Below are 19,720 nucleotides of genomic sequence, written 5' to 3'. Positions count from 1 at the left end.
TGAGCGAGATCGGCGCCATCCGGGGAAGCCGCATGCCGACGACCGGCAACCGACGACCGGCAACCGACGACCGGCAACCGACGACCGGCAACCGACGACCGGCGCCTACGCGCCGTCGTGCCGGCGTGCCGACGTGCCGAACGTTGCCTGACCGGCAGTTAGCGACCGGCTCCGCCGGAACCCCGGAGCAGGGTCGACGCCGCCTCGCGCGCGCGCTGGGCCGGCTCCGGGCCGGGGGTCAGGGCCGCCACCACCGTCGCGCCCTCCACCAGGATCAGCAGCTGGTCCGCGAGGTCCTCGCGGCCGGGGCCGGCCAGTTCCGCCAGCAGCTCTCGCAGGTCCGTCTTGTGGCGGCGTACGACGTCCAGCACTCCGGCGGGGCCCGTGCCCAGCTCCCCGTACGCGTTCAGGAACGCGCAGCCCCGGAAGTCCGGCTCCGAGAACCACTGCGCCAGCCAGTCGAAGACGGCCTCGACCGGATCCGCGGAATCCGCCACCGCGCCCCGCAGGCTCGCCGTCCAGCGGCGGTCGCGGCGTTCGAGGTAGGCCGTGACCAGGGCCTCCTTGGCCGGGAAGACCTTGTAGAGCCGCTTGAGCGGCACCCCCGACTCCGTGCGGATGCGGTCCATGCCGACGGCCTGGATGCCCTCGGCGTAGAACAGCGCCTCCGCCGCGTCCAGCAGCCGGGTGCGGGCCTCTTCGTCGTCCATGAAGGCAGCGTAGCCCAGAATCGCTTGCGCGGAGAACGGTCGTTCTCTATCGTCCTTCCTGTCGAGAACGACCGTTCTCCGTCCCTTCGTCCGACCGAGGTGCGCCCATGACCGACCCCGCCGTACGCCCGCCCGTGCCGCCCTTCACCGAGGAATCCGCCCGGGCCAAGGTCCAGGCCGCCGAGGACGCCTGGAACAGCCGCGACCCCGAGCGCGTCGCCCTCGCCTACACCGAGAACTCGTTCTGGCGTAACCGTGACCGCTTCCTCAGCGGCCGCGACGAGATCCGGGAGTTCCTCGCCGAGAAGTGGGAGCGCGAGCTCGACTACCGGCTCCGCAAGGAGCTGTGGGCGTACACCGGCAACCGGATCTCCGTCCGCTTCGAGTACGAGTGGCACGACGCCGCCGGCCAGTGGTGGCGCAGCCACGGCAACGAGCAGTGGGAGTTCGACGGCAACGGGCTGATGCGCCGCCGCGAGGCCAGCATCAACGACATCCCGATCACCCCCGAGGACCGCCGCCTCACCTGCTGACCCGCAGGGAGGTGTGCCGTTCGCCGGCCCGCGGTATGTCTCTGCGCGGGTGCTCGGGCCCCCTCCGGTATCCCAGGTGAGGAGACTCGGCATGGCACGGGCTCGTGTGAACGGCGTGGACCTCTATTACGAGGTCGTGGGCGAGGGCGAACCCCTGGTCCTGGTCCACGGCTCGTGGGTCGACCACGAGAACTGGCAGCTCGTCGTCCCCCGCCTCGCGCAGTCGTTCCGCGTACTGGTCTACGACCGGCGCGGCCACAGCCGCAGCGAGCGCCCGCCGGGCCAGGGCAGCCGGCGGCAGGACGAGGACGACCTCGCGTCGCTCATCGAGACCCTCGGCGCTCCGGTCCACGTGGCCGGGAACTCCTTCGGGGCCTCGACCGCGCTCGGCCTCGCCTGCCGCCGCCCCGAGCTGCTGCGCAGCGTGGCCGCGCACGAACCTCCGCTCATGGGCATCGTGGGCGAGGAAGACCGGGAACTCCGCCCGGTGCTCCAGGCCATGGAGGCCGCCATCGACGGCGTCCTCGAGGCCCTTCGCGCGGGCGAGGACCGGGCCGGCGCCCAGCGGTTCGTGGACGACGTCGCCATCGGACCGGGCGGCTGGGAGCAGCTGCCGGAACAGTTCCGCGAGACGTTCACCGCGAACGCCCCCACGTTCCTGGACGAACACGGCGACCCGCACTGGGCGAGCCTCGACCTCGCCCGCCTCTCCGGCTACACCGGCCCCGCGATGCTGACCTTCGGCAGCGAGAGCCCGCCGTGGTTCCCGGTGATCGTCGGCAAGCTCGCCACCGCGCTCGGCGGCCGTGCGCAGATGCGCACGCTGGTGGGGGACGGGCACGTCCCCCATCTCACCCACCCGGACCGCTACGCCGACGACCTGATCGCCTTCATCGCCGCCTCGGCCTCCTGAGCGGCGTCGGAGCGTGGGGCTGCTCGTCCTGTCTCGGGTCGTGTTGCCCGCGTTCGCTTCATCGGGCGGGTGCCCCCGGACACCCCCTAGGGCTTGGGTAAGACCTGATAGGCCGTCTGTGCAGTTCGGAAATGTCCACCGGCCGAGCCTGCCAGGCAGGACTCCACGCCCGACTCAATGATGTGGGCGGCAGTCGCCGCTGGGCGCACAGCTCGGCGGTTGATTTGGGCCCAGGGCCCGGGAAGCGCGAGACGCAACAGGCAGGAGATGCAGATGAACACCACCTCAGCTGAGTGTGCCGAGAACGCCGCACAGTATTCGGTCAAGAGATCGAGACGGGCGCGACGGCAACACCGTGCCTGGGTGGTGGGCGCCGCGGCTGCGTTGTGCACGGCGCTGCTGCCCGGCATCACCCCGCACGCCTCTGCGGACTCGCACGCCGATCGCGCTTACGTGGCCAACGCCGACGGCGACACGGTGTCGGTGATCGATCTCAAGACCAAGAAGGTCACCGACACCATCGCCGTTGGCGACGTCCCTGTCGATGTCGCGGTGGACCCGACCCGGAGCCGCGCCTACGTGACCAACGCCGGCGGCGACAACGTGTCGGTGATCGACACCAAGACCAACAAGGTCATCGCCGGCATCCCCGTCGGCGACAGGCCGCGCGACGTGGCGGTTGACCCGGCCCGGGGCCGCGCCTACGTGACCAACAACGGTGATGACAACGTGTCGGTGATCGACACCAAGACCAACAAGGTCATCGCCACCATTGCCGTCGGCGACGTTCCCTGGGGTGTGGCACTGGACGTAGCCCGGAATCGCGCTTTCGTGACCAACCAGGAGAGCGGGACGGTATCGGTGATCGACACCAATACCAACACGGTGATCACCGACATTCCCGTAGGCCTCGCCCCACGCGGTGTGGCGGTGGACTCGAAGCGTGCCCGCGTCGACGTGGCCAACCAGTCGAGTGACACCGTGTCGGTGATCAATTCCAACAGCAACTTCGTCACCGCCACCATTCCCGTCGGCGACGGACCGTACGCGGTGGCGGAAGACCCCACCCGTGCTCGCGCCTACGTGGCCAACGTCTTCATCAGCACGGTGTCGGTGATCAACACCACGTCCAACGCCGTGATCGCCACGATCCACGTCGGCAACGGCCCGAGCGGGATCGCCTTGGACCGGACAGGTGACCGTGTCTACGTGACCAACTACGACGACGACAACGTGTCGGTGATCAACGCCAAGACCGACACGGTCGTCGCCACCATTCCCGTCGGCGACGGACCGATTGGAATCGACATCCTTCCCGGTGCTTCGCAGGCGAAGCACTCGTAGGACCGGACGTAGCGGCGCCCGGCTTCTTACGGGGCCTGCCCGGCCCGACCTCCGGAACCCGGATCTTCTCCAGGACCGGCTTGAACTGCGTGCAGTCCGCCCGCTGACCCGGTGTGACGGCCGGGACAGCGGGCGGCGGCAGGTCGGTGCGGGCACCCGCCGCATCCGCCGCGGCCTGCCATACGCGTCCTAGTCCGCCAGCAGGTGGTCGGCCTTGCCGGCCTTGATGTCCCGGATCAGCTGCCGCAGCGCGTCCGCCGTGTCGCTGACGTACACCGCCTCCTGCCCCGCCACCGCGATGTAGCTCCCGCCCTCTCCGTCCACCCCGATCCGGTAGCAGGAGTTGCCTTCTCCGCAGAACGGGTCTTCCCAGGTCACGGTGGTCATGGTGTCCCCTCTCACAGCTGGCTTGCGATAGTTCGGATGAAGTCCCGGGAGGCTTCGGCGGACAGGGCCAGACTTTCCAGCAGGGCGAAGTGGGCGCGGTACTTCGAGAGTTGCGTCTCCGCGTGGATGAAGTCGGGGCCATGCGAGTTGTCGACCTGCACGGTGTCGAGCTGTGCTGTCGGGCCCTCCGCGTAGATCACGGTCTGCCCCGCACCCGGGAACCCTCCCGCGTCGAACGGGAGAACGAGCACAGTCACATTGTCCTGCTCGGACCGGTTGAGCAAGTGGTCGAGCTGTGCGCGCAAGACGGCGCGTCCGCCGAACTGCATGCGCAGGGCGGCTTCGTGTACGACGGCCACGAACTCGGGTGCGTTCTCGCCGTCCAGGATGCGCTGGCGCTCGACGCGTAGCGCCAGCCGCAATGCGACCTCGCGCTCCGGCAGGGGAGGGATCACCATCCGGAAAAGGGCGAGCGCGTGGTCGGAGGTCTGCAGGAGTCCCGGCATGTGAATGGAGTAGGCGCCCCGCATGCGGACGCAGCGAGCTTCCATTTCCGCAATGTCCAGGAGGCCCTGGGGGAGTTGGCCCCGATAGCGATCCCACCACTGGCGTCCGGCTGGCTGCGCCATCTCCATCAGTCCGGAGATGTACAGCTCATCGGTGACTTCACAGTTGCAGGCCAGCGTGCGCAGCCGCTCGGTCGAGATGGCGCGCGTCCCGGACTCCATCGCGGAGATGGCGCCCCGGTCCACCCCCAGAAGTCCGGCTGCGAACTCGGCCGAAACCCCGGCTGCCGTACGCATCCTGCGTAGCTCGTACCCCAACCTCTTCTGGCGCTCTGTCGTGGCTGTCCTCGCGGTCATGGCGTGAAGTCTTGCGCGTCCCGACGCCCTCTGGGCACGAGCGGCTGACTTCTCCCGTCGAGCGGGCCAAATTTGGCCCGCTCGACGCTACATTGGGTAACGCACCGCTCACGCAACGGGAGTGGAAGTGCATCGCTGCGGCATGCGCATGCCGCAGCGACAGGCCACCACGCCCACGACGGAGCCACTCGCAACCACAGGGAGTTCGCGATGCTCAACCCCTTCATGCAGTCGGCCCAGGGCCGGTTCACCGTCTGTCCGGCTTCGCCGCCCGCTCCCGACGGGGACGAGCCGCCCTCGCCGGAGGCGCTGACCTGCAGCCTGACCGTGCCCGGCGAGGCGTACAGCGCGCAGATCGCGCGTCGGACCGTACGGTCCGTCCTTCATGCGCACCGGCTCGATGCGATCGCCGTCTCCGCCGAGCAGGTGACCGGCGAACTGCTCGCCGCCTCCTGGCATTTGGATCCTGGGCGGAGCCTCTACCTCTCCGTCCGCTACCGCGACGACGCGCTGCGGCTCACCGTCTACGACGGTCACGCACCCCACTCCCACCCCCGGCTGGCCGCTCACTGCGAGGCCCGGCGGCGGGCCGCGCTGCGGCTCATGGCCGTCGTGGTCCGGGAGTGCGGCGGGGCCTGGGGTTTCGGGGAGTCCCGGGAGCCGGGTGGCGGGACCCGGACCTGGGCGACCCTTCCCCGCGCGGGCGCCCTCGGCTACGGGGAAGGGGAGGGGCTCTCCGTGGGCTTCGGGTAGCAGGGCGATCGGACGGTGATGTAGGCGATGCCGTCACCGGTGCTTCTGTCCGTGATGCTGTTCTGGGCGCTCAGCGAGAAGTCGTCGGGCCTGGTGTGCATGAAGACGGCTGCTGCGGGATCCGACCAGTCGCCGTCCGAGCCTTTGCCCTGGAACTTGTAACCCAGCGCCACCCACGCGTCCCGGGTCTGACGGACGAGATCCCTCGCGGCAGAAGGGGGCACGCCCTCGAGCCGGTAGTCGACGGAGACCTGGTCCAGTTCGGCGGTGCCGAACTCGGTCGTGCACCCACTGCTGGAGTAGTGATCTTGCCGCAGTGTCGGCTTCGGAGACATCCCGGCAACGGCCTGCTGCACGATCTCCTCGGCGCGCAACCGGGCCTGCTGCTCGGTCAAGTCGGCCGTCTTCCTCGCGCACGCCGCTGTCGTGGCGGTCAGTGCCAACAGGGTCGCCCATGCCACCGCGCTCCGCAGCAGGGGTCGGCCCGAGTCCTCGAAGTGCGCCTGCGCCCGGGCCATGGCCCGACCGTGTCCCATCCGTCCACCTCCACAGCATGCTCCACACCGACCCGCCCACCGTATGGGCGGGCGAACGATCGGACGTGAGTGCGGATACTCATCTTCGGGTGGCCCCCGGTCCGGCCTTGGCCCGGCCCCCAGCCCCGCCTCAGGTCGCCTCGTGGGCCTGCGTGATGAGGTCCGTGGCGACCTCCAGGGCCGCCAGGCGGGTCTCCTCCGGGTCGCCCTCCACGTGCTGGAGGAACATCATCCCCGCATGCAGCGTGAACAGGGCGCTCACGCACCGCACCTGGTTCGTCAGGGGCCCGTCCTCCGTGCGGAGCAGCTCGACCAGCGTGAACAGCCGGCGCTTCACCGTCTCGCCGATGCTCAGCTCCCGCATCGTCGCCTGGTTCTCCTGCATGAACCGGTACAGCGGCGCGCCCGCCACCATCGCCTCGCTGTAGCGCCGGAGCACCTCGCGCTTCATGTCCAGCGTCGGCGGCTGCTGCTTCGCCCAGTCGATCAGCTCGTCGATCGGCCTCGTCAGGTCCTCGAAGACGCTGATGATGATGTCTTCCTTGGTCTTGAAGTGGTAGTACAGCGCCGCCTTCGTGACCTCCAGCCGCTCTGCGATCTCGCGCAGCGAGGTCTTCTCGTACCCCTGCTCGGCGAAGAGCTCCAGTGCGACGTCCTGGATGCGCTGGCGCGTGTTGCCACGGCGCGCCTGCGGACTGCTGCTGGACATGACTCTCCCCAAACTACTTACTTGACGCCCGGCTAGTAGCGGGTCTACCTTCCCCAGTGTAGTCAACTAGCCGGGCGGCAAGTAAGGGTCCGGAGTACGTGGGTGAACCGGGGAGTGGACATGGCTCAAAACACAAAGGCGGCGGAGATCTCCGAGGAGGTGAAGCCGCGCAGCGTCCGAGTCGTCCTCATGGCCCTCATGATCGCAATGCTCCTGGCCATGCTCGACAACATGATCATCGGTACCGCGATGCCGACGATCGTCGGTGAGCTCGGCGGTCTGGAGCACCTCTCCTGGGTGGTCACCGCGTACACGCTGGCCACCGCGGCCTCGACCCCCATCTGGGGCAAGCTCGGCGACATGTACGGCCGGAAGGGCTCCTTCCTCACCTCCATCGTCATCTTCCTGATCGGCTCCGCGCTCAGCGGCATGGCCCAGGACATGGGCCAGCTGATCGGCTTCCGCGCCATCCAGGGCCTCGGCGCCGGCGGTCTGATCGTCGGCGTCATGGCGATCATCGGCGACCTGATCCCGCCCCGTGAGCGCGGCAAGTACCAGGGCATGATGGCCGGCGTGATGGCCCTCGCCATGATCGGCGGACCGCTCGTCGGCGGCACCATCACCGACCACATGGGCTGGCGCTGGTCCTTCTACATCAACCTGCCGCTCGGCGCCGTCGCGCTGGCGATGGTCACCGCCGTCCTGCACCTGCCGAAGAAGAAGGCAAAGGGCAAGATCGACTACCTGGGCGCCGCGCTGCTGACCGTCGCCATCACCTCGACCGTGCTGGTCACGACCTGGGGCGGCACCGAGTACGCCTGGGGCTCCGGGGAGATCATCGGCCTGATCGTCGTCGCCATCGTGTCGATCGCCGCCTTCCTCTTCGCCGAGACCAAGGCCGCCGAGCCCGTCATGCCGCTGCACATCTTCCGCAGCCGCAACTTCACGCTCATGTCGGTCATCGGCTTCCTCGTCGGCTTCGCGATGTTCGGCGGCGTGGTCTACCTCCCCCTCTTCCAGCAGTCGGTCCAGGGCGCCTCCGCCACCAACTCCGGCCTGCTGCTCCTCCCGATGCTGCTCTCGATGATGGTCGTCTCGCTGATCGCGGGCCGGATCACCACCAGCAGCGGCAAGTACAAGATCTTCCCGATCGTGGGCGGCGCGCTCATGGTCGTGGGGCTCTTCCTGCTCGCGCAGATGGACACCGAGACCAGCCGCCTGATGTCCGGCGTCTACATGGCGATCCTCGGAGCCGGCCTCGGCTTCCTGATGCAGATCACCATGCTGGTCGCGCAGAACAGCGTGGAGATGAAGGACATGGGCGTGGCGTCCTCCTCGGCCACCCTCTTCCGTACGCTCGGCGGCTCGTTCGGCGTGGCCCTGATGGGCTCGCTGTTCACCAGCCGGGTCACGGACACCATGAGCGAGCGCCTCGGCCCGCAGGCCGCGCAGGCCGCCGGCTCAGCCCAGCTCGACGCGGCCAGCCTGGCGAAGCTGCCGGAAGCGGTGCGCGACGCCTACCAGCACGCGGTCGCCGCCGGTACGCACTCCGCGTTCCTGCTCGGCGCGGTCATCGCCGTACTGGGCTTCGCAGCCGCCTGGTTCGTCAAGGAGGTCCCGCTGCGGGGCGCGGGCCCGGCCCAGGGCGGCGACGCGGACGGCGACAAGGCGGCGCAGGCTCCGCAGGCGTCCCTCTCGCACTGACGAAGCCGTACGTTCCCCCAGCCCGGCCCCGGCGGATTTCCGCCGAGGCCGGGCTTTTTCCTGCCCTGAAGCCGGGTACTCATGGGTTCGGTGAATGCGGCTGATGCGGGGGAGGTTGATGTGGTTCCGTCCTGTTTCAGGTGGGGTCCAAATCGGGGCGATCAAGGACCAAGGTCCTATTAGCTGGATTTTACGGGGGAATTGGCGGGAACCCCGCCGCTTCAAGGGTCGTCCTGGAGGGCAGAGCGCACACAGGAACGGACGGGGAGGGGACGGTTCATGGGCTTCATGGCGCGCGCGAACAGGCAGGGCATCCGGGCCGGGGCAGTCGTCGTGGCCGCGGCCGCCGCAGTGGCCGGGACGGTGTGGGGGGTGACGGCCCTCGTGGAACCGGGGCCCGGCCGACAGGAGAACGCGGCACGCCAGACCGACACCGGTGGCACGGGCGCCGGTTCGGACGACGGTGCGAAGGGCGGCGGCGCGAAGGACGGCGGGGGGAAGAATGGTGGTGCCCAAGGCGCCGGAGGTGCCGACGCCGGAGCACCGCAGTCGCAGATACCCGACGGCATAGCGCACGCCTCCGAGAGCGGCGGCAACGCCGTCAACATCACCATCGACGACGGCCCCGACCCCCAGTGGACCCCCAAGGTCCTCGAGGTGCTGAAGAAGTACGACGTGAAGGCGACCTTCTGCATGATCGGGCCGCAGGCCAAGGCCCGCCCCGACCTGGTCAAGCGGGTCGTCGCGGGCGGCCACCGGCTCTGCGACCACACCATGAACCACGACACGGCCATGGACAAGAAGCCCGTCGACTACCAGGAGAAGCAGATCCTGGACGCGAAGAAGATGATCGAGGACGCCGCGGGCGGCGGCGCCGAGGTGGAGTACTACCGCGCCCCCGGCGGCGCGTTCACCCCCGACAGCCGCCGCATCGCCGCCGCGCACGGGATGCGCCCGCTCGGGTGGAACGTCGACACCAAGGACTTCGGGAAGCCCGGCGTCGCCGCCATCGTCAACGCGGTCAAGTCCGAGATAGGCAACGGCCCGACCGTCCTCTTCCACGACGGCGGCGGCAACCGTACCCAGACCGTCGCCGCCCTCGACCAGGTACTGGCCTGGCTGAAGGACCAGGGCCGCCCCACCGGCTTCCCCGTCCGCACCGCCCCCGACGCCTCCTGACACGCCGTCCGGCGGCGAACGGGTGAAGGTCGCCGCCCCGGCGCCGCCCGCGGTGTTCCCTGGTCGCGCACACAACCCGTACGACCGCCCAGGAGGCCCCCGTGATCCCGTCGAGCCAGCTGTCCGACCCCGCCGTCCGCGCCTTCGTCGCCGCCGTGAACGCGGGCGACCAGAACGCCTTCCGCGCCGTCCTCACCGAGGGCGCGACCATGTCCGACGACGGCTCCGACCGCGACGTCGCCCAGTGGGCCGAGAAGGAGATCTTCGCCTCCGACGGCCACATGGACATCGAGACCGAGGCCGACGGCGGCCGCGCCCTCGTCGTCAACTACCGCAACGACACGTGGGGCGAGATGCGCACCAAGTGGCGGTTCACCGTCACCGGCGACGGCCGCATCAGCCGCTTCGAGACCGGTCAGGCCTGAGCCGTCGTCCCCTGAGCCGTCGTCCCCTGTGCGGCGGCCGCCCGCAGCACCGCCGCAGTCAGGCGCTCGTTCTCCGGCGCGGCCCCGCCCGGGAAGGCGAACCGGCGGCGCGTGTACCCGTACGCGAGCCCCGTCGCCGGGTCCGCCCAGCCCAGCCCGCCCGACGCGCCGCAGTGCCCGAAGGCCTGAGGGCCCACGGCCTGCTGCCGCTCGAAGCCCAGCCCGAAGTGGTCCACCTCGGCGGTCACCCGGTCCTCGCCCGGGGTGTGGGGCCGCGCGAACTCGGCCGCCGTCTCCGGCTTCAGCAGCGCAGGCCGGCCGTCCAGTTCGCTGATCGCGGCCGCGTACATCCCCGCGACGCCGCGCGCCGTGCCGGTGCCGCCTGCCGACGCCGGGCCCAGTGCCTTCACCTTCGGGTGGTTCCCGTACTCCACCAGGTCCATCGCCGGATCCCGGTGCGCGTTGAAGGCGACCGGCAGCAGCTCCGGCACGGCCGCCCCGGCCATCGCGGTCAGCTGTTCGGGCGTGGGGAGCATCTCCAGGACCGGCTTCCAGCGGCCCTCGAGCTCCTGCGGCAGGCCCATGTACAGGTCGAGCCCGTAGGGTGCGCGGATCCGCTCCTCGAACACCTCCTGGAGGGACTTTCCGGTGGCCCGCCGCACCACCTCGCCGATCAGCGCGCCGATCACGAAGGCGTGGTACCCGTACGCCGTCCCGGGCTCCCAGTACGGCTCCTGCGCGGCCAGCCGTGCCGCGATCAGCGCGTCGTCCGCGATCTCCGCGTAGTCGAAGCCCTCGGCGGTGTTGACCAGTCCGGCCTGGTGCGAGACCAGCTGCCGCACCGTCAGCCGCTCCTTGCCGCCGCCCGTGAACTCCGGCCAGTACTCCGAGACACGGCGCTCCAGCTCCAGTACGCCGTCCTGTACGAGCAGCGCCACCACCAGGTGCGCGCCGCCCTTGGTGATCGAGTAGACCCCGGTCAGGGTGTCGGCACCGGTGTCCTCGCCGGCCCACAGGTCGACCATGCGGCGGCCGTCCCGGTACACCGCCAGCTGCGCCTCGGGGGAGTGCGCTTCGGCCGCGACGAAGGCCTCGAACTCCTCCCGGACGGGCTCCCAGCCCGCTGCCACCGTGCCGTACACGTTCGTACCCACACCCGCACTCGCGCTCATCGGGACTCCCTGTCGCTCGGTGTCGTCGCTTCACCCGGTAGAACGGAAGATGATCATGCGATATTCCGGTGCGCTGATCCCGTACGGGTGAAAGCCCGAGCGGCCTCGTTGCAGCCCTCCGCGGGGCCCCGTTGGACCGGGCATGAAGCGCACCCGCATCGCCGCTCTCGCCCTCGCCACCGCCGCAGCGGCCCTCGCCCCCGCCCTCGGCCAGCCCGCCACCGCCGCGGAGGGTACGTACCTGCAGGACCCGGCCGGCGGCGAGAAGACGATGAAGTCGCAGTGGACCAAGGACGAGATGCACAAGCTGGAAGGGCAGCTCCGCTTCTACCCCGGGATCCGGTACGAGACGGTGACCCGCCCCGGCCCCTCGGGCGCCCCCGACTACGAGCGGCAGGTCGCCGACCCCAAGACCCTGGCCTGGCAGCCCTCGTTCGACTTCGGCTGGGCGGTGTCGGACTCGAAGCTGGTGAAGAAGGCCGTGACGACCAAGGACGGCAGGCACCCGATCGTCCTGCACGCCGTACTGCGCTCCGCGGACCACGCCAAGGCGGTCGAGGTGCGCCAGGAGCTGGCGGACCGGCCGGCGACGGGGCGCGCCAAGGTGCCGGGCGGCAAGCGGATCGCCTGTGACACCGGTGAGTACACGGTGGAGTGGTCGCTCACGCGCTCGGGCTACGGGACGCTCACGGGGACCCTGAGCTGGGACTCCAGCTGTGAGCAGCACCGGACAGCGTTCTCGTCGGAGAACGGCAAGGTCTGACCCGGAGGCGGGGGAGAGGGGGAGGGAGAGGGCCGGCCGCCCCGTGCACCTTGTGGGTACTCGGCGGGCGACTGGTCCGCGGCCTTGGATCAAGAGCCGTAGCAGCCATTCTGCCGCACGGGGTGGGATGCGGCAGGGACGAAAGTCCCGTGTCGGGCTGGAAGTTCAGTACTTTCAGTGCTTCCTGCGGGCCTCGTTCGCCTTGGCGGCGATCTCCTCGAGGACGGACTTCGCGTCACCGTTCGGTTCCACGGCGCGGCCGATGTTGCGCTTGATGGTGTCGCTGACCGTCACCCAGGACGGGTCGTTCACCGGGTACAGCTGGGCACCGCGCAGGGCGGTCAGGAAGAACTGGTCGTTGCTGTCGAGGCCGGCGCCGGAGGGGTTGCGGGAGGCCGAGACGGTCGAGGGCAGCAAGTGGTAGCGGCCCGAGAAGTCCGACAGGTTCTTGTCCTGGTAGATGAACTCCAGGAACTTGCCGATCTCCGTGCGCTTTCCGTTCTGCTTGAACGCCATCATCCAGTCGGCGACACCCACGGTCGGCGGAGTCTCCCCGGAGCCGAGCGTGTCCGCGACCGGCATGGTCGCGGTGCGGACGTCGACGCCCTTGGCGCGCGCCTCGTGGAGGAGCTGCGGGTAGCCGTTCAGCATGCCGACCTCGCCGCGCACGAAGGCGGCGAAGGCGTCGGCGCGGTTGAGCTGGGACGGCGGGACGGGCCCGGTCAGGCCGGGGCCGACCAGGTGGTCCTTCAGCCAGCGGAAGGTCTGGATGTTCTGGTCGGAGGCCAGGTTGTAGTTGCCGGCGCTGTCGGCGTAGCCGCCGCCGTTGCTCAGCTCCCAGATCATCGCCTCGGCGTGCGCCTCCTCCGGGCCCAGGGGCAGCGCGTACGGGTACTTCACGCCCTTGCTCTTGAGCGCCTTGGCGGCGGTCTCCAGGTCGGACCAGTTCTTGGGCTCGCTGACGCCGGCCTGCTTGAAGAGGCCCTGGTTGTAGAAGAGGAGCCGGCTGCTCGCCACCCAGGGCAGGCCGTAGAAGGTGCTGCCGACCGAGCCGGCCTCGGCGAGCGGCTGCAGGAAGTTCGCCTCGGCGGTCACCGAGAGGAGTTCGTCCGCGGAATAGAGCTTGTCCTGCGCCGCGAAGTCCGAGTACGAGCCCATGAGGGCCATGTCCGGCGCATTGCCGGACTTGACCATACGGGTGACCTCACGGTCGATGTCCGCCCACGGCAGGAGCTGGACCTCGACCTTGATGCCGGGGTTGGCGTTGGTGAAATCGGCCGTGACCTTGTCCCAGAAGGCCTTGGAACTGGTGGCCTGGTTGTCGCCGTATTCCGCGGCGACCAGGCGCAGCGTGCCGCTGTCACCAGCGCCGTTGTCTGAACCGCCGCATCCGGCCAGCGGGATGAGCAGACCGAGCACGACCGCGGTCGCGCCCGTGCCGAAGATTCTTCGTCGCACGGGTGTATTCCCCTGAATTTCTTTGAGTCCCGTTACTGCTTATGAGTTGCTCCGGGCCGGGGTGTCCGTCCGTGGCCCGTTGGCCGGAATTCTCTCCTGCGGAAGGGCGGTTGATTCCATTGGGTCGGAACTTGTGGTCAATGCTCCAAGTGCGGCTTTTCCGGCTGGTGTTTTCCGATATGTGATCAACAATTCGGACGCGCGTAGACATGCCGAAAGGCCCGATTCCGGCCCATTGGGGCTGCGGAACGGGTCGGGGGTCCGGATCAGGTCAGTGGGCCGGTGCGCCCGGAGCTCAGTCGGCGAACTCGCCCGCGTACGGGTCGGGCTCGCCCGTCTCCGGGTTGCGGCCCTCCTGCCAGCGGCGCTGGGCCTTGCGCCAGTGCACGAAGCTGAGGTGCCCGCCGTCCCAGAAGGTGATGCTGACCGGGCTCACGTCGAACTCGTCGGCGCAGAGCCGGTACAGGAACTCGGCCATGCCGTACGGATAGACCGCGAACGCGTCGGCGGTGTGGCGGCCGACCACCAGGACGGGCCAGCGGTCCGGATCGGGGTCGGTGGTGAGCCAGCAGAGGATGTCGGAGCCGCCGGTGACGCCCCACGCGATGATCGACTCGGGGTCCACGCCGAAGGCGGCCCGGCCGCCCTCCGCCTCCCAGAGCTGGCGGGCGTTGCCGGTCTCCTCGGCCATCTCGGCCGGATCCCATTGCAGCCCGGGCTTGGGGAGGGGCAGCAGGATGCTGGCCTCGCCGTTGATGGATCCGGCGCCGAAGCGGCCCATGAAGGCGACGAAATCGGCCGGGAACCGGGTGTGCCAGGTGGCCTCCGCAGCCGGCCAGTCGATGTCCTCGTCGGCGCCGTGCGTCGCCGGCATGATCTGCTCCAGCGCCTTGATTCGCGCGTTCTCCGTCATGCCGCTCCCCTGAGACCCCAGCTCAACCGCCCCAACCTACCGCCGGGGCCGCGTGGGGCCTAGCGGCAGTTGAGACGGGTCCGGTCCGTCCGGTCCGTCGATGTGGAGTTGGGAGCCGACGTGCAGGCCCCAGGAGGCCATCGCCCCGGCCTCGGCCTCCAGTACGTGCCGGGAGCGGAGCCGGGGGAGCCCGAGCCGGCCGGGGGGCATGGTGGTCAGGGCGATGACGCGCAGGCGGCGGTCGAGGTACGCCACGTCGATCGCGAACCGCATCCGGAACGTGTGCACGCTCCCGGCCGGGGTGAGGAGCAGGGCGGCGCCGGGTATGCCGTCGCGGCCGAGGAGGCCGCGGGTGCGGGCCCGGTAGGAGGCCGCGATCTCCAGGGGCACCGGTTCCCGGTCCGGCCCGAGGCGGAGCAGGCCGTTGCTGGTGGTCATGGCGGCCAGGGTAGGGGCGGTTGGGCCCCCGGGCCCATGCAGGTGCCGGTGTCTGCGCCTACCGTCGGCGGATGGGCGTGTTAGTGATCACCGTCGCCGCACTGGCTTACGGCGTGGCTGTGGGGCTGCTGCTGCCGCGGGCGGCATACCGCCTGGCGGTCGAGCCGGATGAGCCCTGGCGGGACCGCTGCCCCGAGGGCCACCGGATCCGGGGCTGGCTGGGCCTGCCTTACTGCCGGGGGCGCTGCTCCCAGGCCCCCGCGCCTCGAGCGCCGGCGGGGCGGGCCGGTGCCGGCGCTACGGAGCCCGGCAGCGCGCAGCGGGAGTCGCAGCCGGCAGGGCCGTCGCATCGGTACGGGGTTTGCGTCGCGTGGAGCGGCGGCCTGGCCGGGGCGCTGTGCGGGGTGGTGGGCGGAGCCGTCGGGGAGCGGCCCGAGGGGGTGGTGTTCGTCGGGGTGGTGCCCCTGCTGCTCCTGCTGGCCCTCGTGGATCTGGCCGTGCAGCGGCTGCCCGATGTGCTCACCCTGCCCCTCGCGGGAGCGGTTGCCGCCGGGCTCGGCGCCGCCGCCCTCGTACCCGGCGCCGGGGGGTCCTGGACGGGGGCGCTGCTCGGCGGGGGCGCGCTCGGAGGGGCGTACCTCCTGCTGTTCCTGATCAACCCGGCCGGCATGGGCTTCGGCGACGTCAAGCTGGCGCTCGCGCTCGGGGTCATCCTTGGGTGGTACGGCTGGGGGGTATGGGCCGTCGGAGCCTTCCTCGGGTTCCTCTACGGCGCCCTGTACGGGCTGGCCCTTGTGCTGAGAGGCCTCGGAAGCCGCCGGACGGCGTTTCCGTTCGGCCCCTTCATGGCGGCCGGAGCCCTCACCGGAGTGCTGCTGGGTGGTTTCGGAGCGTAATCATCTTGCGCCGATGCACGCATAACGCTTTACGAAGGGTTATGGTGGAACCCCCCCCTCGGGCCGGTCCGTATCCCCCCCACGGACCGGCCCGTTTTTTATTTCCAGCACCCCCCGGGCAAAACCGCAGGTCAGCTGCGCTGGGCCCAGATGTTGGTGCCGGGGGTGGACACGGCGAAGGAGTCGATCTCCTTCAGCTCCTGATCCGAGAGCGGCGCACCGCCCAGAGCCGCCAGGTTTTCCTCCAGCTGCGACACGCTCGAAGCACCGATCAGCGCCGAGGTCATCCGCTCGTCCCGGAGCACCCAGGTCAGCGCCAGCTGCGCCAGCGACTGCCCGCGCCGCGCCGCGATCTCGTTCAGGCCCGCCAGGCGGCGCACCACGTCCTGCGACAGCAGGTCCGGGCTCAGGGACTTGCCCGCGGCGGCACGCGAGTCCTCCGGGATGCCCTTCAGGTACTTGCCGGTCAGCAGCCCCTGCGCGAGCGGCGCGAAGGAGATGCAGCCCATGCCGGCCTCCTCCAGGGTGTCCAGCAGGCCGTCCTCCTCCGTCCAGCGGTTGATCATGGAGTACGAGGGCTGGTGGATGAGGGGGCGGATGCCCATCTCGCGGAGGAGCCGCGCAGCCTCGGCCGTCTGCTCGGCGGTGTACGAGGACACGCCCACGTACAGCGCCTTGCCCTGCCGGACCGCGGACGCGAGCGCGCCCATGGTCTCCTCCAGCGGGGTCTCCGGGTCGAAGCGGTGCGAGTAGAAGATGTCGACGTAGTCCACGCCCATCCGCTTCAACGAGGCGTCGAGCGAGCTCATCAGGTACTTCCGGCTGCCCCACTCCCCGTACGGGCCCTCGTGCATGAAGTAGCCGGCCTTGGTGGAAAGGATCAGCTGGTCGCGGTAGGAGGCGAAGTCCTGCGCGAAGATCTTGCCGAAGTTGAGCTCGGACGAGCCGGGGGGCGGACCGTAATTGTTCGCCAGGTCGAAGTGGGTGACGCCGAGGTCGAAGGCCCGGCGCAGGATCGCCCGCTGGGACTCGAGGGACTTGTCGTCGCCGAAGTTGTGCCAGAGGCCGAGGGAGATGGCGGGGAGCTTGAGGCCGCTGTGGCCGGTGCGCCGGTACTCCATGGAGTCGTAGCGCGAGGGCTCTGCCCGATAGGGATTGTTATCAGTCACGTTGTCCTCCCTATCACGGACTTGTGACAGACCGAGTTGGGTACCCGATCCCACCGCGCAGTAATGTGGCGGCCTCGGGGGAAGGACCGCATTTCGCACGGGGGCATTGCACGGAGGGGCTGGAAGATCGTGAAGCTGCGCGACCTGGTGTACAGGCTCTACGCACGCCGGGTGGAAGGCCGCCTCGACCATGACGCGTCGCCCAAGCACATCGGCGTGATCCTGGACGGGAACCGGCGCTGGGCGAAGGCGTCCGGAGGCACGACGGAACAGGGCCACCAGGCGGGGGCCGACAAGATCTCCGAGATGCTGGGCTGGTGCACCGAGACCGACGTCGAGGTCGTCACCCTGTGGATGCTGTCCACGGACAACCTGGACCGGCCGGAGGTCGAGCTCCGCCCACTGCTCAACATCATCGAGAACACCGTGCGGGGCCTCGCCGCGGACGGCCGCTGGCGCGTCCACCACGTCGGCAACCTCGACATCCTGCCCGCACAGACGCAGTCCGTGCTCAAGGAGGCCGAGCAGGCCACCCACGACATCGACGGGATACTCGTCAACGTCGCCGTCGGCTACGGCGGCCGCCAGGAGATCGCCGACGCGGTCCGCTCCCTGCTGCTCGAGCACGCGGAGAAGGGGACCTCCTTCGAGGAACTCGCCGAGATCCTCGACATCGACCACATCGCCGAGCACCTCTACACGCGCGGCCAGCCCGACCCGGACCTGGTCATCCGTACCAGCGGCGAGCAGCGGCTGTCCGGATTCATGCTGTGGCAGAGCGCGCACTCCGAGTACTACTTCTGCGAGGTGTTCTGGCCGGCCTTCCGCAAGGTCGACTTCCTGCGGGCGCTGCGCGACTACGCCGCCCGCCACCGCCGCTACGGCTCCTGACGGCCCCTCGGTACGGCACTTTTCGGCACCTCTCGCGGCGCGCCCCGGACCTCCGGTGGCGCGCCGTCGCCGTACTCCCGGGGGTCCCCCCGGCCCCGGCCGTCCTCCCTGCAAGGCCTTCACCAGGGATTCACCGAGCGTCCGTCATATGCCATGGCATGGCCGGGCCTGATCGGGGAATATCCCTTTCAGGTCGATGCCCGATCCACGGGTGTCGAGTCTCAGCGGACGGCATGGGGTCGTCCGCCCGGGAGGCCCTTTGCACCAGGACGCACGTGCGGTTCGCACGGACGAATGGGAGGGCCGGAAATCGGCCCCGGCATGGGTGCCGATGACCGGTCCGGTCTTCATGGCCCGACCTCTTCCGAGGGGGTACGTCCTTCCGTGGTGACCAGCACAAAGCGCCGCCTGCCCGACAGGCGGACCTACGTCCTCGACACCAGCGTCCTGCTGGCAGACCCCAACGCGATCACCCGCTTCGACGAGCACGAGGTCGTGCTCCCGATCGTGGTGATCACCGAGCTGGAGGCAAAGAGGCACCATCCCGAACTCGGCTATTTCGCCCGTCAGGCCCTGCGCCTGCTCGACGACTTCCGGGTTCGCTACGGTCGCCTCGACGCCCCCATCCCGCTGGGCGATCTGGGCGGCACCCTGCGTGTCGAGCTCAACCACTCCGACCCCGGTGTCCTGCCGGCCGGCTTCCGGTTGGGGGACAACGACTCGCGGATCCTCGCGGTCGCCCGCAATCTCCAGGCCGAGGGCTACGACGTCACGGTCGTCTCGAAGGATCTCCCGCTGCGCATCAAAGCCTCCTCCGTGGGGCTGCTCGCCGAGGAGTACCGGGCGGAGCTCGCGATCACCGACGCCGGCTGGACCGGCATGAGTGAGCTCGCGCTGTCCGGGGAGCAGGTCGACCTGCTCTACTCCGAGGAGCGGCTGTACGTACCGGAGGCCGCCGAACTGCCCGTGCACACCGGGCTGGTCCTCCAGTCCGAGCGCGGCAAGGCCCTGGGCCGGGTCACCGCGGACGGCAACGTACGGCTCGTACGGGGCGACCGCGAGGCCTTCGGGCTGCACGGCCGCAGCGCCGAGCAGCGCATCGCCCTGGACCTGCTGCTCGACCCGGAGATCGGGATCATCTCCATGGGCGGCCGGGCCGGCACCGGAAAGTCGGCGCTGGCGCTGTGCGCGGGCCTGGAGGCCGTGCTGGAGCGGAGGCAGCATCAGAAGGTGATGGTCTTCCGGCCGCTGTACGCGGTGGGCGGCCAGGACCTCGGCTACCTGCCCGGGGACGCGTCCGAGAAGATGAGCCCCTGGGCGCAGGCGGTCTTCGACACCCTCTCGGCGGTGGCCGGGCGCGAGGTCATCGAGGAGGTGCTGAACCGCGGGATGCTGGAGGTCCTGCCGCTCACGCACATCCGCGGGCGCTCGCTGCACGACGCCTTCGTGATCGTGGACGAGGCGCAGTCACTGGAGCGGAATGTCCTGCTGACCGTTCTGTCCCGAATCGGAGCAAATTCGCGGGTTGTTCTGACCCACGACGTCGCCCAGCGGGACAATCTGCGGGTCGGCCGGTACGACGGGGTGGTGGCGGTCGTTGAGAAGCTGAAGGGGCATCCCCTCTTCGCGCACGTCACGCTCACCCGCTCCGAGCGCTCCCCGATCGCCGCGCTGGTCACCGAGATGCTCGAGTCCCTGTAGGGGCGAAGGGGGTAAAACCCCCATAGCGGGAAAGTGAGTTGGCGCCGCCCGGCAAAGGCACGAGAGCCTAGCCGGGCGGCGTCGTGCTGCACAGGTCTTTGGTGAAACCAACGGCAACATGCCAGGTGTGACCTTTCACACGCAACGGAGAATTGCCTTGCGGTGTCGGGGTCCGGCAGAGTCTGTTTTCCGTCAGGCCCCGCATACGGCACATCTGTATCTCCCGTTGTCCCAACGTGAGGTACAGGCAGCATCACAACTCC

21 protein-coding genes are annotated in these 19,720 nt (G+C 69.7%); 11 read left to right on the top strand and 10 right to left on the bottom strand.

Features of this window, described 5'->3' with window-relative positions:
• Window positions 1-158 precede the first annotated feature (158 nt).
• Window positions 159-710: a TetR/AcrR family transcriptional regulator gene (locus tag OHT74_RS14415; protein WP_266664283.1), complete on the bottom strand. Its 552-nt coding sequence runs from the start codon at window positions 708-710 to the stop codon at window positions 159-161.
• A 107-nt stretch (window positions 711-817) separates the two neighbouring features.
• Here OHT74_RS14415 and OHT74_RS14410 point away from each other — a divergent pair, with 107 nt between their 5' ends.
• The 3 genes from OHT74_RS14410 (at window position 818) to OHT74_RS14400 (ending at window position 3,500) form a co-directional block, all read left to right on the top strand.
• On the top strand, window positions 818-1,243 hold the full coding sequence (locus OHT74_RS14410; protein ID WP_328620430.1) for a nuclear transport factor 2 family protein: 426 nt from the start codon (window positions 818-820) through the stop codon (window positions 1,241-1,243).
• 91 nt (window positions 1,244-1,334) lie between these two features.
• On the top strand, window positions 1,335-2,156 hold the full coding sequence (locus OHT74_RS14405) for an alpha/beta fold hydrolase (RefSeq protein WP_266664279.1): 822 nt from the start codon (window positions 1,335-1,337) through the stop codon (window positions 2,154-2,156).
• A 273-nt stretch (window positions 2,157-2,429) separates the two neighbouring features.
• Window positions 2,430-3,500, top strand: a complete 1,071-nt coding sequence (locus tag OHT74_RS14400; RefSeq protein ID WP_328620429.1) for a YncE family protein — start codon at window positions 2,430-2,432, stop codon at window positions 3,498-3,500.
• A gap of 189 nt (window positions 3,501-3,689) precedes the next feature.
• Here the strand turns inward: OHT74_RS14400 and OHT74_RS14395 are convergent, their stop codons facing one another.
• Window positions 3,690-3,887: a hypothetical protein gene (locus tag OHT74_RS14395; protein WP_266664275.1), complete on the bottom strand. Its 198-nt coding sequence runs from the start codon at window positions 3,885-3,887 to the stop codon at window positions 3,690-3,692.
• An 11-nt stretch (window positions 3,888-3,898) separates the two neighbouring features.
• Window positions 3,899-4,750 carry a helix-turn-helix domain-containing protein gene (locus tag OHT74_RS14390; RefSeq protein ID WP_266996767.1) on the bottom strand — a complete coding sequence of 284 codons (852 nt, stop codon included), beginning with the start codon at window positions 4,748-4,750 and terminating at the stop codon, window positions 3,899-3,901.
• A 210-nt stretch (window positions 4,751-4,960) separates the two neighbouring features.
• Between OHT74_RS14390 and OHT74_RS14385 the strand changes: the two genes are divergently transcribed.
• Window positions 4,961-5,503, top strand: a complete 543-nt coding sequence (locus OHT74_RS14385; protein ID WP_327361770.1) for an ATP-binding protein — start codon at window positions 4,961-4,963, stop codon at window positions 5,501-5,503.
• Here OHT74_RS14385 and OHT74_RS14380 read toward each other — a convergent pair.
• Both OHT74_RS14380 and OHT74_RS14375 read right to left on the bottom strand, forming a co-directional pair.
• Window positions 5,464-6,039, bottom strand: coding sequence for a hypothetical protein (locus tag OHT74_RS14380; protein WP_328620428.1), 576 nt, complete (start codon window positions 6,037-6,039; stop codon window positions 5,464-5,466). The two genes, OHT74_RS14385 and OHT74_RS14380, sit on opposite strands and share 40 nt — an antisense overlap.
• A gap of 130 nt (window positions 6,040-6,169) precedes the next feature.
• Window positions 6,170-6,748 (bottom strand): TetR/AcrR family transcriptional regulator, encoded by a 579-nt coding sequence (locus tag OHT74_RS14375; protein ID WP_266664267.1) that lies wholly within the window; start codon window positions 6,746-6,748, stop codon window positions 6,170-6,172.
• A 120-nt stretch (window positions 6,749-6,868) separates the two neighbouring features.
• Here OHT74_RS14375 and OHT74_RS14370 point away from each other — a divergent pair, with 120 nt between their 5' ends.
• The 3 genes from OHT74_RS14370 to OHT74_RS14360 all read left to right on the top strand — a co-directional run bounded on the left by OHT74_RS14370 (window position 6,869) and on the right by OHT74_RS14360 (window position 10,056).
• Complete coding sequence (locus OHT74_RS14370) at window positions 6,869-8,452, top strand: MDR family MFS transporter (protein WP_328620427.1); 1,584 nt, start codon at window positions 6,869-6,871, stop codon at window positions 8,450-8,452.
• A gap of 288 nt (window positions 8,453-8,740) precedes the next feature.
• Window positions 8,741-9,631 (top strand): polysaccharide deacetylase family protein, encoded by an 891-nt coding sequence (locus OHT74_RS14365; protein ID WP_328623319.1) that lies wholly within the window; start codon window positions 8,741-8,743, stop codon window positions 9,629-9,631.
• Between the two features lie 101 nt (window positions 9,632-9,732).
• Window positions 9,733-10,056 carry a nuclear transport factor 2 family protein gene (locus tag OHT74_RS14360; protein ID WP_328620426.1) on the top strand — a complete coding sequence of 108 codons (324 nt, stop codon included), beginning with the start codon at window positions 9,733-9,735 and terminating at the stop codon, window positions 10,054-10,056.
• Here the strand turns inward: OHT74_RS14360 and OHT74_RS14355 are convergent.
• The gene (locus OHT74_RS14355; RefSeq protein ID WP_328620425.1) at window positions 10,047-11,228 is read right to left on the bottom strand and encodes a serine hydrolase domain-containing protein; all 1,182 of its coding nucleotides are present in this window, start codon (window positions 11,226-11,228) and stop codon (window positions 10,047-10,049) included. The two genes, OHT74_RS14360 and OHT74_RS14355, sit on opposite strands and share 10 nt — an antisense overlap.
• A 142-nt stretch (window positions 11,229-11,370) precedes the next feature.
• On the opposite strand from OHT74_RS14355, the gene OHT74_RS14350 reads away from it, so the two are divergent.
• Window positions 11,371-11,991 (top strand): hypothetical protein, encoded by a 621-nt coding sequence (locus OHT74_RS14350; protein ID WP_266664257.1) that lies wholly within the window; start codon window positions 11,371-11,373, stop codon window positions 11,989-11,991.
• Window positions 11,992-12,165: 174 nt separating this feature from the next.
• Here OHT74_RS14350 and OHT74_RS14345 read toward each other — a convergent pair whose 3' ends face one another.
• From OHT74_RS14345 to OHT74_RS14335, 3 genes are all read right to left on the bottom strand, one after another.
• A complete protein-coding gene (locus OHT74_RS14345; protein ID WP_328620424.1) occupies window positions 12,166-13,449 on the bottom strand; it encodes an ABC transporter substrate-binding protein in 1,284 nt (427 codons plus the stop codon).
• Between the two features lie 295 nt (window positions 13,450-13,744).
• The gene (locus tag OHT74_RS14340) at window positions 13,745-14,362 is read right to left on the bottom strand and encodes an SMI1/KNR4 family protein (protein ID WP_266664253.1); all 618 of its coding nucleotides are present in this window, start codon (window positions 14,360-14,362) and stop codon (window positions 13,745-13,747) included.
• Window positions 14,363-14,398: 36 nt separating this feature from the next.
• Entirely contained in the window at window positions 14,399-14,800 is a 402-nt protein-coding gene (locus OHT74_RS14335; protein WP_266664251.1) for a DUF192 domain-containing protein, read from the bottom strand.
• A gap of 71 nt (window positions 14,801-14,871) precedes the next feature.
• Here OHT74_RS14335 and OHT74_RS14330 point away from each other — a divergent pair, with 71 nt between their 5' ends.
• Window positions 14,872-15,696 (top strand): prepilin peptidase, encoded by an 825-nt coding sequence (locus OHT74_RS14330; protein WP_328620423.1) that lies wholly within the window; start codon window positions 14,872-14,874, stop codon window positions 15,694-15,696.
• Window positions 15,697-15,827: 131 nt separating this feature from the next.
• Here OHT74_RS14330 and mgrA read toward each other — a convergent pair whose 3' ends face one another.
• Window positions 15,828-16,865, bottom strand: a complete 1,038-nt coding sequence (mgrA, locus tag OHT74_RS14325; protein WP_266664247.1) for an L-glyceraldehyde 3-phosphate reductase — start codon at window positions 16,863-16,865, stop codon at window positions 15,828-15,830.
• A 129-nt stretch (window positions 16,866-16,994) separates the two neighbouring features.
• Here mgrA and OHT74_RS14320 point away from each other — a divergent pair, with 129 nt between their 5' ends.
• Window positions 16,995-17,756, top strand: a complete 762-nt coding sequence (locus OHT74_RS14320; RefSeq protein ID WP_266664245.1) for an isoprenyl transferase — start codon at window positions 16,995-16,997, stop codon at window positions 17,754-17,756.
• Between the two features lie 384 nt (window positions 17,757-18,140).
• Entirely contained in the window at window positions 18,141-19,457 is a 1,317-nt protein-coding gene (locus OHT74_RS14315; protein ID WP_266664238.1) for a PhoH family protein, read from the top strand.
• The last annotated feature ends 263 nt before the right edge of the window (window positions 19,458-19,720 follow it).

The sequence above is a fragment of the Streptomyces sp. NBC_00354 genome (genome assembly GCF_036106915.1).
In the GTDB taxonomy this organism is placed as follows: Bacteria; Actinomycetota; Actinomycetes; order Streptomycetales; family Streptomycetaceae; genus Streptomyces.
This window is presented reverse-complemented; position numbering and strand designations above follow the sequence as displayed.